This is a genomic window from Neorhizobium sp. PAMB6630, assembly GCF_058242775.1.
Genome location: NZ_JBZAYV010000003.1, coordinates 244,914 through 260,571, shown reverse-complemented (window position 1 = coordinate 260,571; position 15,658 = coordinate 244,914). Strand labels below are relative to the sequence as shown.

Annotated in this window: 11 protein-coding genes; 9 read left to right on the top strand and 2 right to left on the bottom strand. The window is 61.3% G+C overall.

Going from position 1 to position 15,658, the window contains the following annotated elements; all coding sequences use genetic code 11:
* Positions 1-76: 76 nt before the first annotated feature.
* Positions 77-1,627, bottom strand: coding sequence for a gamma-glutamyltransferase family protein (locus AC4CWF_RS26655; RefSeq protein WP_491288248.1), 1,551 nt, complete (start codon positions 1,625-1,627; stop codon positions 77-79).
* Between the two features lie 253 nt (positions 1,628-1,880).
* On the opposite strand from AC4CWF_RS26655, the gene AC4CWF_RS26650 reads away from it, so the two are divergent.
* Complete coding sequence (locus AC4CWF_RS26650) at positions 1,881-2,594, top strand: GntR family transcriptional regulator (RefSeq protein ID WP_491288015.1); 714 nt, start codon at positions 1,881-1,883, stop codon at positions 2,592-2,594.
* On the opposite strand, the gene AC4CWF_RS26645 is transcribed toward AC4CWF_RS26650, so the two are convergent.
* Positions 2,573-2,989 carry a nuclear transport factor 2-like protein gene (locus AC4CWF_RS26645; protein WP_491288014.1) on the bottom strand — a complete coding sequence of 139 codons (417 nt, stop codon included), beginning with the start codon at positions 2,987-2,989 and terminating at the stop codon, positions 2,573-2,575. The two genes, AC4CWF_RS26650 and AC4CWF_RS26645, sit on opposite strands and share 22 nt — an antisense overlap.
* 79 nt (positions 2,990-3,068) lie before the next feature.
* On the opposite strand from AC4CWF_RS26645, the gene AC4CWF_RS26640 reads away from it, so the two are divergent.
* From AC4CWF_RS26640 to AC4CWF_RS26605, 8 genes are all read left to right on the top strand, one after another.
* Positions 3,069-4,352 carry an amidohydrolase family protein gene (locus AC4CWF_RS26640; RefSeq protein WP_491288013.1) on the top strand — a complete coding sequence of 428 codons (1,284 nt, stop codon included), beginning with the start codon at positions 3,069-3,071 and terminating at the stop codon, positions 4,350-4,352.
* A 181-nt stretch (positions 4,353-4,533) separates the two neighbouring features.
* A complete protein-coding gene (gene pglB, locus AC4CWF_RS26635) occupies positions 4,534-5,877 on the top strand; it encodes a polygalacturonase PglB (protein ID WP_491288012.1) in 1,344 nt (447 codons plus the stop codon).
* A gap of 42 nt (positions 5,878-5,919) precedes the next feature.
* Complete coding sequence (locus AC4CWF_RS26630; RefSeq protein ID WP_491288011.1) at positions 5,920-8,994, top strand: alpha-mannosidase; 3,075 nt, start codon at positions 5,920-5,922, stop codon at positions 8,992-8,994.
* Between the two features lie 4 nt (positions 8,995-8,998).
* Positions 8,999-10,234 (top strand): CehA/McbA family metallohydrolase, encoded by a 1,236-nt coding sequence (locus AC4CWF_RS26625; protein ID WP_491288010.1) that lies wholly within the window; start codon positions 8,999-9,001, stop codon positions 10,232-10,234.
* 6 nt (positions 10,235-10,240) lie between these two features.
* Positions 10,241-11,302, top strand: coding sequence for a LacI family DNA-binding transcriptional regulator (locus tag AC4CWF_RS26620; protein WP_491288009.1), 1,062 nt, complete (start codon positions 10,241-10,243; stop codon positions 11,300-11,302).
* A 123-nt stretch (positions 11,303-11,425) separates the two neighbouring features.
* Positions 11,426-13,327, top strand: coding sequence for an ABC transporter substrate-binding protein (locus AC4CWF_RS26615; RefSeq protein WP_491288008.1), 1,902 nt, complete (start codon positions 11,426-11,428; stop codon positions 13,325-13,327).
* Positions 13,328-13,488: 161 nt separating this feature from the next.
* The gene (locus tag AC4CWF_RS26610; RefSeq protein WP_491288006.1) at positions 13,489-14,475 is read left to right on the top strand and encodes an ABC transporter permease; all 987 of its coding nucleotides are present in this window, start codon (positions 13,489-13,491) and stop codon (positions 14,473-14,475) included.
* Positions 14,476-14,551: 76 nt separating this feature from the next.
* A complete protein-coding gene (locus AC4CWF_RS26605) occupies positions 14,552-15,646 on the top strand; it encodes an ABC transporter permease (protein WP_491288246.1) in 1,095 nt (364 codons plus the stop codon).
* Positions 15,647-15,658: the final 12 nt, after the last annotated feature.

Genomic DNA, 15,658 nt, shown 5'->3' with positions numbered 1-15,658 from the left:
CAGCCGGACAATGGGGGCGGAAGAAATGCTTGTGCCGAGACGGTGGTATCGGGAGATGATTTTTTCTCGAAACGCGTCAGCCGGGCCTATTTTGCGCGGCAACGGCTAAGCCTTCACCGCGCGGATCGTGCGCGCCGCAGACATCGCCGCTTTCCTCGACGCGGATCACGCCCGCCTGGCCAAACAGCGGCGAAAGAGCGGGAAGCGGCGCCACGATATGGCCGCGCGCTGCCATCTCCTCAAACACCGTATCTTCCAGCGATGCCTCAAGCTTCAGGCTGTCGCGGCTGTCGGAAAAGGTTTTACCGAGCAGGAAGCGCGGTTGCGCCAGCGCATCGCTCGGGCTCATGGCATGGTCGATCAGGCCGGTCAGCAGCACGGCAAGCGTCTGCGGCTGGCCATCCGCGCCTTGCGTGCCATAGATCAGGTGCGGTTTGCCCTCCTTCAGCGCCATGCCCGGGTTCAGCGTATAAAACGGGCGCTTGCCCGGCGCGACGGCATTCGGGTGGGCGGGATCGGTGGAAAACGCCGCCCCGCGATTTTGCCAGAGAATGCCGGTATCGCCCACCACGACACCGCTTCCCCAGTCGAAATAGGTGCTTTGCAGCACGCTGGCGCTTTGCCCCTTGCCATCCACCACACCGAAAAACACGGTATCGCCGTGGCGATAGCGATGCGGCCAGGAGAGCGCCGTTCCCAGCTGAATGGCCTTGGCTTTGGCGTCAAGGCGGGCCGGGTCGAGACAGTGGGCGGTGATGCCGTCGATGTCGTTGCCATCGGCAATCAGCCCGCGGTCGAGAAACGCCTGTTTCACGGCCTCCACGATCAGGTGATACCGCTCGCTGCCGTCGGCCGAAAGGCTGCCAAGATCAAAGCGGGAGAGGATGCCCAGAATGGCGAGTGTCGAGATGCCTTGCGTCGGCGGCGGTGGTGCCAGAAGAGTGAGGCCGCGATAAGCAAGCGTCGCCGGTTCCGCCGTGCGGGTGCGGGTTTCTGCCAGATCCAGAAGTGTCAGCGGCGATCCGGCAGCGGAAAGCCCTTCTGCTATCCGTTTGGCCAATTCGCCTTCATAGAACGAGCGGGCACCGTCTCGGGCGAGAAGCCTGAGGCTTTCAGCCAATTGCGGCTGGCGAAACGGCCCGGCCTTGCCCCGGTGGTCGAAGATTGCGGAAAAGCCCGGCCACCGGGCAATCTCCGCCTCGCGGAAATCAAGCCAGAAGCCTTGTGAAGCCGTCGGCACATAGCCCTCTTCGGCAAGGCGGATGGCGGGCGCGATCAACGTCGAAAAGTCGGCATGTCCACCCCAGTGACCGGCACTGTAGTCCAGTGCATGTTGCCAGCTATCGACCGCTGCCGCCGACGTGATGGCAGAGCCCGGCCCCCGCAACGGGATCGGCTGATCATAGGGGGGAAGGGTTTGCGCGGCAGCCCCGATGCCGAGAAACGAGGCCTTGCGACCTTCGCGGTCGGCCACCAGCCACACGGCATCGCCGCCGAGCCCGCAGAAATGCGGCATCGTCACGGCAAGAACGCCAGCCGTTGCAACGGCGGCTTCGATGGCATTGCCGCCGGCCTCGAGCACGGCTGCACCCGCAGCACTTGCCAGAGGGTGCGGGCTGGTGACCATGCCCCCGGCAGCTTTTGGGTGCAAACGCTCTGTCGTCATCTGTCTTGGTTCTCGTTGGTTCTCGTTTTCCAGGGCAACGCAATCGCCATGCCATCCGCTGGAGGATGATGTCAGGCGGGCGGGACGGTTGCCAGCAAAGTGCATGCATTTTATCTGGGCAATCTGCCCGTCAAAGCGGCATTTCGCAAGGCGCCCCGCACGTTGAATTTTCGTGTCGTTTTCCGTATGCAGAACAGGCAAAGCAGGACACGGCATGGCAGCGAAAAAAACTCCGGCACGCGGCGAGGCAGATCGGCTCTCCCTCATCTGCAAGGCAATCCGCCGGGCGATCCTGGAGCGCGCGCTTTTGCCGGGAGACCGGCTGCCGGAGGATGCGCTGGGCGAACGGTTTGGCGCCAGCCGCACGATTGCCCGCTACGCTCTTGGCCAGCTGGCGGCCGAAGGGCTGGTGGACCTGCGGCGAAACCGCATGGCAACCGTTGCCGTCCCGTCCTTTGCCGATGCGCGCGACATCTTTGATCTGCGCATCGTTCTGGAGCGTCAGGTGGTGCGGCATCTGGCGGGAAAGCTTAGCGAGCGCGAGATAAAACACCTGCAGGCGATCGTCGAAGCCGAACATGCGGCCCGCCATGGCGCTGACGGCACCGCCATTCGCCTTGCGACGGAATTCCACGTGGCGCTTGCGGAGATGACCGGAAAACCGATCCTCATCCGTTATGTCACGGAAATCTGCTACCGCGCCGGCCTTGCACTCTCGGCTTTCAGCCGGCCACACTCCTCCGATTGCGCCGTGAGCGAGCATCTGGACCTGATCGAGGCGATCCGCACCGGCCCGGCGGACAAGGCGGCGGACATGATGGAGGCGCATCTGGAGGCGGTGGCGTCGCGCGCGCTGCTTCAAGCGTCCGATGCGCGCGGCCGTGACCTCATGAATATCCTGGCCCCCTATGCGGGCGAGCCCGGCTGACGGGCAACGCCCGGATCAAGGATCCATTCGGCGCTGTCGTTCCACACATCGGTTTCGATGATCATGCCGTCGCGCACGACAAACCGGTCAACGTAACGGTTGTGATCGAATTCCGTGCCATCCGGCCAGGCGCCGTAGAGGAAGCCGAGGCTGTAGACGATGGTTTCGTCTTCGCCGGGCACCACGTCATAACGCTCGATGCGCTTCTTCACCCAGGCGTAACGGGCAGCATTGAAGCCGGTCGGACCGGACGGTGTGCGGAAAACCCGGTTGCCGGTGAAGCGGCACAGAAATTCGGGGGCAACGAAGGTGGCCGCGCGCACGGGATCAGGCGCCATCGAGGCATCCAGATAATCCTTCACCGCCTGCAGATCGCGTTCGGTCTTCTGATGCATGGCGGGGCTCCCTGTTGTCAGTTCTGGCTAAAAGTGCATACAGTTTTAGCTTAAGCAAAACGCGCCGGGAGTTGCAAGCGTGGTGACCTCTCATTTTGACGACACGTCTCGCAGCGGCGAGGAAAGGCCGGGTTATGACCTCGTGCTGCGCAATGCCCTTTTGCGCGGCGGCAGCGCACCGGTGGATATCGGCATCGTCAGAGGCCGGATTGCTTGCGTCGGGCTTCAACCCGGCGAGACGGGGGCTGAGGTGGAGGATCTCGGCGGGCGACTTCTCCTGCCGGGTTTCGTCGATACGCATATCCATCTCGACAAGGCCTGCCTCATCTGTCGCTGCCTGGATGCCGGCGGTGGCTTGAAGGGGGCGATTGCTGCGGTATCCCGCCTCAAGCGGGATTTTACCGTGGAGGATGTTTATGCACGCGGTGCCCGCGTCATCGAAAAGGCGATTACTGCGGGCACCATGCATATGCGCACCCATGTGGAAGTGGATCCGCGCGCGGGCCTGCGAAGTTTTGAGGCCATGAAGCGGCTGAAGCGCGATTATGCTTTTGCGCTTGATCTCTCCATCTGCGTTTTTCCGCAGGAGGGGCTGACCAATGATCCCGGCACGCTGGAACTGCTCGAAGAGGCGCTGTCTGATGGCGCCGATCTTCTCGGCGGTTGCCCGTATACGGACACGAACCCGTCGGCGCAGATGGAAACGCTGTTTGCCATGGCGGCGGCTCACAATGTCGATCTCGATTTTCACCTCGATTTCGACCTTGATCCCTCCTGGTCGCATCTGGAGGAAATCTGCCGGCGCACCGAAAAAGCCGGCTGGCAGGGACGCGTCACGGTCGGTCATGCCACAAAACTTGCGGCGATGGACGAAGCGGCGTTCGAGCGCCACGTGGCCTTGCTGTTGTCCTGCGGGGTCGCGGTGACGGCGCTTCCCTCCACCGACCTTTACCTGAACGGCCGCGATGCGGGGCGCCGGGCGATGCGCGGCGTTGCACCCGTGCATGTGCTGGCGGCGCGTGGCATCAACTGTTCGGTTGCCACCAACAATGTGCTCAATCCGTTTACCCCCTATGGCGATGCCTCGCTTCTGCGCATGGTCAATCTCTACGCCAATATTTTGCAAATCGGGCCGGAGGGGTTTGCCGCCTGTCTCGATCTCATCACCACGTCCGCGGCACGCCTGATGGGCATTGCGGATTACGGCCTTTTGCCGGGCAACCGGGCGGATCTCGTGGTGCTCGATGCCGATGAGGAGACGGAGGCCTTTGGCGGTCTTGCCACCCCGCTCATGGGCTTCAAGGCCGGCCGCCGCAGCTTTGTCCGCCCGGCGGCTGAGATTGTACGGCCGGCACAGATGTGAAAACGCTCCATTTCTGTCTTGCTTGCCGGAAATAGGAAAAATGTGAAAACTATTTCATTCCTTTCTTTTCGCGATATTGGGAAAAATCCATCCCGTTTCCGTCTGTTTGTGCTTGTCAGCTGAAAATATCACGCTAAAACTCCCCCTTAATGGAAAAGAGCGAAGGCGGGAGGCGTTCACCTTGACTATTCATGAAAATATTTTCCCTGATGGGGGCGGTGATTGCACGCAGGCTTTGCAGGGTGCGATGGAGGTTGCTGCCGCCTCTCGAACGCAGCTTGTGCTGGGCCCCGGCATCTATCATTGCGGCGCTCTTCGGCTGCCGGCGGGACTTGACCTGCACCTGAAAGCCGGCGCCATCCTGCGCTTTTCCAGCGATGTCGCAGCCTACGCGCAAAACCACGTCGATGTGATCGCCGAATCCTCCGATATTGCGATGATGGTGGCCAAAAACGCCTCCGGCATCCGCCTTTCCGGCGAAGGCTCGATCGAGGCGCCGGGCGCCGATTTCATCGTCGGGCGACTGGAGGATATGGGAACGCATATTCCAGCGGCAACGCGTCCGCGCGTGCTGGTGCTGGAGGGTTGCGACGACGTGGTGCTCGAGGGTTTCTCGATCCGGTCTTCGCCGATGTGGACCATTCACCTGATCGCCTGCCGACAGGTGCGCGTGGAGCGATTGTCAATTGACAACGACCGCGAGATGCCGAACACCGACGGCATCGTCATCGATAGCTGCCAGGACGTGACCATTCGCGACTGCGATATCGCGACCGCAGATGACGGTGTGGTGTTGAAAACCAGCGCCGGGCCGGATGGCAAGGCGGTGGGCGCCTGCCGCGATATTCTGGTGGAACAGTGCCGGGTGGAAAGCCGCAGTTGCGCCCTGAAGATCGGCACGGAAACCCATGGCGACGTGGAAAACGTCACCTTTCGCGATTGCGAAATTCTGCGCTCGAACCGCGCCATTGGCCTTTTTTCACGCGATGGCGGCCACATTCGCAATATCGTCAGCCAGCGCATCCGGCTGGATGCGCATGAGACGCCGGACGGGTTCTGGGGTTCGGGCGAAGCCATCACCGTCAACGTCGTGGATCGGCGTGCGCAAAAGCCGGCCGGGCGCATCGAAAACATCGTGTTCGAGGATATCGAGGGCACGATGGAGGGGGCGGTCAATCTGGTGGCAGATGGCGCTGCCGGCATAAACGATGTCTACTTCACCCGCATGGCCATCAAGCAGGTTACCGGGTCTTATCACGGGCACAAATACGATGTGCGCCCGACGCATTTCGATCTGGCTCCGTCGCCGGATGCAGCAGGCCGGGCCAATGCCTGGATCAAGGATGAAAACGGCGATGTGATCGGTCTTGTGCCATATCCGGGCGGCATGCCGGCGCTGTTTTCGATGAATGTCGAAGGCCTGTCTCTGGAAGAGGTCCAGTTTTCGCGCCCGTCGCCGCTGCCGGAGGGCTGGAATGAAAAGGCAATTGACGTGCGCGATGGCGAGCCGCGCATCTGGTCCTGACGTCCCCTAAAGACCATCCATCCTGGCCTTTGAGGAGGGGCTATGCCGATGAAACGTATCCGCAAGCTTGATCATCTGCTGTCGCGCCTGCAGGAGCGGATTTTCGTGCCGACCGGCGTGGACGTGTCGCTGGTTTATGCCCCGGCGGCAGCGGATGACCGCGCCGGGATGGTGACGAGCGATCGCACAGGCTGGACCCCGGTGACGCGCGATCTCGTCTGGGGCGAACCGGATGGTTATTACTGGTTTGGCGGACGCATTGCCCTGCCGGCAGAGGTGGAGGGTAAGCGCATCGTCGTTCATGTCGAGGCCGCTTTCGGCAGCGTCATGGGCCGCAGCGATCCGCAATGTCTGGTGCGCGTCAATGGCGCCATCCGCCAGGGTGTCGATGGCAACCACCGGCAGTTTTTGCTGACGAACGAGGCAAAGGGCGGCGAGAGTTTCGATATCCTGATCGAGGCCGGCACGATCGAAGACCGCCGCCAACTGGGCTTTGGCTGCACGCTGCAGGTGCATGATCTGGAGGTGGACGACCTTTATTACGACCTGCGGGTGCCGCTCGATGTAGCGCGACTTCTGGCAGTGGATGATCCGCGCCGGCACTTCATTCTGAACCACGTGGAAAAGGCCGTGGACGTCATCGACCTGCGGCCGGGCAACGAGGCCCGCTTCCGCGCCTCGCTCGAAAAGGCGCGACTGGCGGTGCAGCCGATCTACGACGCACAGGATTTCGAGGATAAGCCGACGATTGTCGCAACGGGCCACACCCATATCGATGTCGCCTGGCTGTGGCGGGTGCGCGAGACACGCCAGAAAATGGCGCGCTCCATGGCAACGGCGCTGTCGCTGATGGAGGATTTTCCCGATTACCGCTTTATGTACAATCAATGCGTGCTTCTGGATTATCTGAACGAAGATTATCCGGAGCTTTTCCAGCGTATCGAGGCGCAGGTGAAGACCGGCCGTTTCGAGATCGAGGGCGCGCTGTGGCTGGAGCCGGATGTCAATATTGCCGGCGGCGAGGCGCTGGTTCGCCACATTCTCTACGGCGTCGATTACCATGTCAAAACTTTTGGCGTGCGCCCGCGCATGATCTGGCTGCCGGATACGTTTGGTTATTCCGCATCCCTGCCGCAGCTGATGGAAAAGTCCGGCCTCGACAGCTTTGTCACGCACAAGCTCTCGTGGAACGATACCAACCGCATGCCGGATGAGACGATGTTCTGGCAGGGCATCGACGGCACGAAAGTGGTCGCCTATTTCCTGACGACCCAGCCCTACGATTCCACCAGCCTTGGCACGACCTATTGCCCGAACCTCAAGCCCACGCATGTGATGGGCACCTGGCGTCGTCACGGCCAGCAGGCGCTGAATTCCGAACTGTTTCTCGTCTACGGCCACGGCGATGGCGGCGGCGGGCCGACGCGCGAGATGTTGCAGAACATTCGCCGCATGGAACGCGGCATCCCCGGCTGCCCGAAGGTCAGCCACGCGACGATGCGGCCGTTCTTCGAGCGGCTGATCGGGCGCATGCGGGCGGAGCCGCAAAATTATCCCGTCTGGGTAGGTGAACTTTACGCCGAATTTCATCGGGGCACGCTGACCTCGGTTGCCAAGAACAAGCGCGCAAACCGGCTGGCCGAAATTGCACTGCGCGAAATCGAGATGCTGGCAGTGTTCGCCGAACGGCAGAGTGGCCAAACCTATCCGGCGGACGAAATCCGCCGGCTCTGGGATATCGTCATGCTGAACCAGTTCCACGATATCCTGCCGGGCTCGTCCATCGGGGCGGTCTATGAGGACAGCGACCGGGATTATGCGGCCTTTTTCAAAACCGTCGATCACCTGCGCCAGACCTTGCTCGACGGCCTTGTGGAAGCAGGCAGGCCGATCCTTTTTAATACGACGGGGCGCATCCGGTCGGGTCTGGCGCTTTACCCGGAAAAGCTTAGCATTGCAGGCGAGCAGGCTCTTGTCAGGGCCGATGGCGCGACGGTTCATGCCGTCTCGGTGGCAGGCCTTGCGCCGCTTGCCTTCACCGATCTTAAATCCTGCCGGCAGGAGCCGGCGACACCGGTTCTCACTGTCTCGCCCCGGCATCTGGAAAACGAAGCGCTCTCCGTTCGGTTTGACGAGCGCGGGCGCATCACCTCGATCCTTGAGCGGAAACGCGCGCGTGAAATCCTGCCCGCTGGTGGCCTGGCCAACCGGTTGCAGGCGTTTCGCGACATGCCGGCGCAATATGACGCCTGGGATATTGATGCCGATTTCGAGGACCAGGTCTTCGAGATCGACGATCTGGTGCGGGCCGAGGTGGTGGAGACGGGGCCGCTGCGTGCCGCGATCCGCTTTGAATGGCGTTACGAGGCGTCAAGCATCGTGCAGGTCGTGTCGCTGGAAGCCGGCGCCCGGCAGCTGGAGGTCGATTGCTTCATCGACTGGCGCGAGCACAATACGCTGGTGAAGACCGCCTTTCCGCTGGCGCTCAACACCGCGCATGTGGATGCCGAAATCCAGTTCGGCCATGTACGCCGCGCAAGCCACCGCAACACATCCTGGGACCGCGCCCGGTTCGAATGCTCCATGCAGCGCTGGGTGGATGTGAGTGAGGCCGATTTCGGCGTGGCACTGCTGAACGATTGCAAATATGGCTATGACGCCAAGGGTTCTGATCTTCGCCTGACGCTGCTGCGCTCGCCGACCTATCCCTGGGCAGAGGCCGATCAGGGCGAACACCGGCTGCGTTACGCGATTTTCCTGCATGACGCAGACAAGCGCGCCGTTCACGTGGCGGCCGAGGACTTCAATCTGCCGCTGCACATCCTGTCCGGTTCTGCCGGTGCCGGCAAAATGGCCGGCTCCCTTCTTGCCGTTGAGACACCGGGCCTTGCAGTGGAAGCCATCAAGCGCGCCGAGGCGGGCGACGGCATGATCGTGCGTCTGTTTGAAGTCTCAGGCACCCGCTGCCTTGGCCGTATCGCGCTTGATCCGTCGATCCGCTCCGTGGAACTCGTTGATCTCATGGAGGAGGGGGCAACGCCACTTGCCCTTGACGGCCACCACCTCGAACTGGCGTTCAAGCCGTTCGAAATCATTACGCTCAAGCTGAAGGGCTGACCCGATGAGCCATGGCAACCAGACCTTCACCCATGTCATCGACAGTTTCCCCGAGGGTGAAAAGTCCTTCATCGAGATCCCTTTTGCGGTGGGGCCCGATATCGAGCGCATCGAGGTGAGCTATCACTTTCCCTTCGGCGGGGGCGGCAGTGTCATTGATCTCGGTGTTGCCCACAATGGGCGCATGCGCGGCTGGACGGGCTCGGAGCGCGGGCACATCACGCTTGAGGAAGATCGGGCCACGCCGGGTTATGATCTGGGACCGTTGGAAGGCGCCTGGCATGTGGTGCTCGGCATCGTGAAAATCGGCCCGGCCTGCAAGGTGGATCTGCAGATCCGGTTGATCGCCAAGCGCCCCCGCTGGCTTGCCGGAGAGCTGCACAGCCATTCGGAACATTCAGACGGTGGGGTGACGGTGCTCGATGCCATCCACCGGGCGCGCGCCTCAAGGCTGGATTTCATGGCGATCACCGATCACAACACGGTCTCGCAGAATATCATCCGGCCGGATGATCCGGATATTCTTGTTATCCCGGCGATGGAGCTGACCTCCTTTTACGGCCACACGAATTTTCTCGGCCTCGAGCGTCCGGTCGAAGACTGGCGCTGCCGCTCACCTTGCGATGTCGCCGACAAGATGGCGGAAGCGCGGGCCAATGGCGCGACCATCGTCATCAACCACCCCTTCCAGAATTCGGCCGGCGGGCGTTGGCAGGCGGGATTTGATGTCGCCTTTGATGCCTATGAGATCTGGAACGGAAACTGGTCGGTGATGAACGAGGAGGGGCTGGCCTTCTGGCAGGAATTGCTCGTGTCCGGGCGCCGCATTCCGGCAACCGGCGGCAGCGATTTTCACCTGAAGAACCGCCGCCGGCACGGGCGCCCTGCAAACCGGCTGTTTTCAGACAGCGCCTCCATCCGCGATATCCTGAAAGCAGTGCGCGCGGGGCGCAACGTCGTCAGCTTTTCCCCGGATGAAACCATGGCTGTGCCGAGTGCGGATGAACTGCCGATGTTTGGGACGCAGGTGGCAGCTGGCGTGGCAACGGGCGTTACCTTTTCAGGGCTCGTGACAGGCGACGAGATCCGCCGGGTGACGGAAGCCGGCACGGTGGAAACCATCGCGGCGACCGAAGCCGCCATGACGGTGGAGCGACCGTTTTCCGGGCGTTTCATCCGCTACGAAATCTGGCATGGTCGTGAGCCAAGGCTTTTCACCAATCCATTTTACGCGGAGTAGCAGATCTTGACCCTGGACAGGCGGCCGGAGCGCAAAGTCGGTATCAAGGATATTTCCCGCGAAGCAGGCGTTGCGCTCAGCACCGTCTCGCATGTGCTGAACGGCACTGCGCCCATCTCGCAGGAGGTGCGGGGACGCGTTCTTGAAGTGGCGCGCCGGCTCGGCTATCTCGCAAGGCGCCAGCAGAAGGGGGCGATTGCGTCGCTCACCACGCTTTATCTCGCCGTGCCCCCCGGCAATCTGCCGCACAATGATATCAATCTCGTCTCCTGGACGCTGCTCACTGCACTGTCGCGTGAATGCGAGCGGCGCGGCATCCGGGTGGTGGCGCATAACGGTTCGCCGGAACTGAACGCCGCCGAGATTATCGCCGGTGCGCGGGCCGTGGCGGCGGAAGGCGTGGCGCTTGTCTTTGATGACAATCCAAAACTTCTGCGCGCCCTTGCGGCGGCAGATCTTGCCGTTGTGCTTTTGAACGGCGAAGACCCGACGATGAGCGTCGATACGGTCGCGCCGGCCAACCGTTATGGCGCCCGCCTTGCCACCGAATGGCTGCTGTCGCACGGCCACCGCCGCATCCTGCATCTCACCTGGCGCGGGCGCTCCACCATCATGCGCCGTGTCGATGGCTTTCATGATGCCTATGCCGAGCGCGACCTGCCGCGCGATCAGGGCGAGGTGCTCTATGCCCGCGGCTACGAGCCCGATCAGGCCCGCGAGGCCCTGCGCAATTTTGTCACCGAACGGGGCGGGCTCGATGGGTTTACCGCCGTCTTCTGTGCGGCCGATAATCTGGCGATTGGCGCATTGATGGAATTGCAGGCGCAAGGCTTTGCCATACCGAAGGATATTGCCGTGGTGGGCTTCGACGGCGTGGCGCCCGGCGAGTTGACCATGCCGACGCTGACGACGGTGAGGGTGCCGCTCGATGCGCTCGCCTCCTCCACGATCCAGATCCTTGAGAACCGCTTGTCCGTGATGGGCGTGACCCACCCCGCCTGCCGCATCGAGCTGGGCTGCCAGCTGATCGAGCGGGAAAGCGGCGGGAATATCCGCATTTCACGATAGGGCGTGAAAATATTTTTTAACTTGATTTTTGGCTCTTGATACAAGATCGTCCCTTCACGCGCTTAATCCGGGGATTATGGAGGGGATGGCGCTTCATTTTTGCTAATCTGGGAGGATAGCACAATGCTTCATAAAAATATTTTCACTAAATATGCCGCAGCACTTCTGGCAACGTGTCTTGCCGGTTCGGCTTTTGCATTCCAGGAATCACCGATGCTCACTGAGCAGGTGAAGGCCGGAAAGCTGCCGCCCGTGGAGCAGCGCCTGCCGGAAAAGCCAACCGTTATCAAGGCTGTCGAGGTTGGACAGTATGGCGGAACCTGGCAGCGCGCCTTCAAGGGCCCGGGTGACCGCTGGGGCCCGACCAAGCTCATGGAAGAGCGCGTGCTGAAATGGTCACAAAATGCCGAAGGCAAGCTCGATCTGGTACCGGGCTTCATCTCTTCCTATTCGGTGAGCGAGGATTCGCGCGAATTCACCTTCACGCTTCTGAAGGGCCTGAAATGGTCTGACGGCGAGCCGGTGACGACTGAAGATGTCGAGTTCTGGTACAATGACGTCTTCCTCAACCGCGATCTCCTGAAGGCTGTCGACCAGACGCTCGCACCCGGCGGCAAGCCGATGAAGCTGGAAGTGGTCGACAAACAGACGTTCAAGGTGAAATTCGACGAACCTTACGTCTATTTCCTCGAAATCCTTGCCAAGGATTCAACCGGCGAGCCGAGCCTTGATCGCCCCAGCTTCATTTTCCCAAAACATTACCTGAAGCAGTTCAACAACCATTATGCGACGCCGGAGCAGCTGCAGGCGGCGACCGCCAAGTTCGGCGTTGCCAAATGGCAGGATCTCTGGGGTTCCAAGGGTGCGGCAACCGCCTGGTGGCAAAACCCGGATCTGCCTGTCGTAACCGCCTGGAAGATCGAAAAGCCGGCACCGGCCGATGTCGTCACCATGGTGCGTAATCCCTATTATTACGCCGTGGATCAGGCCGGCAACCAGCTGCCCTATATCGACCGCATCTCGCACCGCCTGTTCAGTGAGCAGGAGGCCTTCAACCTGATGATCGTGCAGGGCCAGATCGACATGCAGATGCGTTATGTCGAACCGCAGGATTTTACCTTCTACAAGGAAAACGAGGAAAAGGGTCACTACAAGGTCAAGCGGTGGACGCAGGCGCAGACCTGGTCGCTGGTGCCGAACCTCAACGTCAAGGACGAGGTGCTGCGCGGCCTCTACGAGAAGGCGGAATTCCGCCAGGCGCTGAGCATCGCCGTCGACCGCGAGACGGTGAACGAACTGGTGTTTTCGGGCCTTGCCGAAGCGCGTCAGGCCTCACCCGTCACCGGTTCGCCGAACTTCGATCCGGAACTCGAAACCCATTGGGCGGAGTTCGATCCTGACAAGGCCAACCAGCTGCTGGACGGGATCGGTCTCGACAAGCGCGACAGCGCTGGCTTCCGACTTCGCCCGGATGGCAGGCGCCTCTCGATTGTCGTTGAAATGCAGCATGCCAATGGTCCGAAGACCATGGAAATCGTTGCTGATGGCTACAAGCAGGTCGGCATCGAACTTCTGCCGCGTCTGATCGACCGCACCCAGTGGGATGCAAGCCGCGACAACAACGATTTCCAGATGCAGTGGTATCCCTTTGACCGTCTCTCGGTGGTCGCAGCCGATCCGCGCATCATGATGGGCAATGACAGCTACGCCAACCAGTATTACATCTGGTACTCCACAGGCGGTGCTTCCGGCATCGAGCCGCCGGCCGATCACCCCATCCGCCGCGTGTTTGCCGATTGGGACAAGGCTGCCAAGGCCACCAACCGGGAAGCTGCCGATACGGCGCTGACCGATCTCATCAAGACCTTCGTCACGCAAGGCTGGGTGATCGGCGTTGTCGGGGAGATGCCGGCGATTTCGGTGGTGAAGACCAGTTTCATGAACTTCCGCGAAGGCCTCATCGAGGATGACATCACCCGCGGCATCGGCATCGGCCAGACGCAGCAGATGTGGATGAAGCAGTAGTTTTTTGCACCCGGCTCCCGTCCGTCTCCTGCCGGAGACGCGCCGGGGCCGGGTTCAACTTCCAACTCCAGAGCCGGCCCTTTCGGCATCGCGCGTGACGGCAAAGGCATCTTGCCTTTGCAGAGGTAGAACTGTGCCGCTGACAAAGCGGAGGAGACACCATGCTAGGTTACATTATCCGGCGTTCGATGTGGGCCATCCCCACGCTCGCGTTCGTCTCGTTCATCTCATTCCTGATCATCCAGCTGCCGCCGGGCGATTTCGTCACCGCCTATGTGGCGCAGCTGCGCAATGGCGGTGAATACATCACGGATGTGCAGGAAGCGCTGATGCGCGAACAATATGGCCTGAACGACCCGCTTCTGGTGCAATACTGGCGGTGGATCTCCAACATTATCTTCTACGGGGATTTCGGCCGCTCGCTGGAATGGAATGCGCCGGTGAGTTCCCTCATCTGGGAACGGCTGGGGCTGACGCTCATCCTCTCTTCCGTCAGCCTCGTCTTCACCTGGATCATCGCGATCCCCGTCGGCGTCTATTCCGCCACGCGGCAGTATTCGGCCTTCGATTATATCTTCACGGTCTTCGGCTTTCTCGGAAAAGGCGTGCCGGATTTCCTTCTGGCGCTGATCCTGATGTGGGTCGCCTTCATCTGGATGAACCTTGATGTCGGCGGGCTGATCTCGCCGCAGTTCGAGGGTCAGCCCTGGGGCGTCGCCAAGACGATCAACATGCTGTCGCATGTGTGGATCCCGCTCGTGGTGCTGGCAACCGGCGGTGCTGCGGGCCTCATTCGCGTGATGCGGGCGAACATGCTGGACGAGCTGCGCAAGCCTTACGTGGAAACCGCCTATGCACAAGGGTTTGGGGAGCGCACGGTGGTGTGGCGTTATCCGGTGCGTGTGGCGCTCAACCCCTTCATCTCCACCGTCGGCTGGGCGCTTCCGGCGCTGTTTTCGGGCGACGTTATCACCGCCGTCGTTTTGAACCTGCCGACCACGGGCCCGCTTCTGCTGCAGGCGCTGAAGATGCAGGACATGTATCTCGCCGGTAGCTTCATTCTCATTCTCAGCGTCTTCACCGTCATCGGCACGGTGTTGTCCGACATCCTCCTTGCGCTGTCTGATCCGCGCATCCGGTTCTCGTGAGGCAGCCATGACCGATATCCAGACCTTCGATAGTGCCGCACCTCTTGCCCCGTCTCCGCCGCTTGCGCCGAAGGAAATGGCACGCGAGGAAAACCTCTACACCGCAAAGCCCTGGACGCTGATCTGGTGGCGGTTTCGCAAACATCGGCTAGCGGTCGTTTCGCTCGGCTTCATGATCGTGCTGACAGTGCTTGCGATCTTTGCCGATTTCGTTTCGCCCTATCTGCCCTTCAGCTTCAACAAGCTGAACACCTTTGCGCCGCCAAGCGTCGTGCGCATCATCCATGATGGTGAGCTGAAGCGGCCCTTCATCTACGCCATGAAACGCACCCGCGATCTCGATACCGCTCGCGTCGTTTACGTGGAAGATCGCGCCAAGGTGCTGCCGATCCGCTTTTTCGTGGAGGGGGAAAGCTATCGCCTGCTCGGCCTCGTTGAGACGAAAACGCATTTCTTCGGCGTGGATGACAAGCGCCAGCAGATCAACCTGCTCGGCACGGATTCGCTCGGCCGTGATCTCTTTACCCGCCTTCTGCACGGCGCCCGCGTCACGCTGTCAGCCGGTCTGATCGGTGTCGCCTTCTCCTTCGTGATCGGCCTGACGCTTGGCGCCATCTCCGGTTATTACGGCGGCTGGCTCGATGCCTGTATCCAGCGGCTGATGGAGTTCATTCGCTCCATCCCGACAATCCCGCTCTGGATGGGGCTTGCCGCAGCGCTTCCCATCGCCTGGGATCCGCTTTTCGTCTACGTGCTCATCACCATCATCCTGTCGCTGATCGGCTGGACGCATCTGGCCCGCGTCGTGCGCGGCCGCTTCTTCTCACTGAAGACCGAGGATTACGTGCTGGCAGCGCGCCTTGCCGGCGCCTCGGAATACCGCATCGTTACCAAACACATGCTGCCGGCGATGACGAGCTACATCATTGCTTCCGTCACGCTTGCCGTGCCGGAAATGATCCTTGGCGAAACGGCGCTCAGCTTCCTCGGTCTTGGCCTTCGCCCGCCGGTTGTCAGCTGGGGCGTGCTGCTGCAGGACGCGCAGAACTTGCGCAGCATCTCGCTTGCCCCCTGGCTTCTGGCACCCGGCGTTGCCGTCGTGCTCGTCGTCCTTGCCTTCAACTTCATCGGTGACGGATTGCGCGACGCAGCCGATCCCTACGGCCAGTGAGGGGAGAAATTT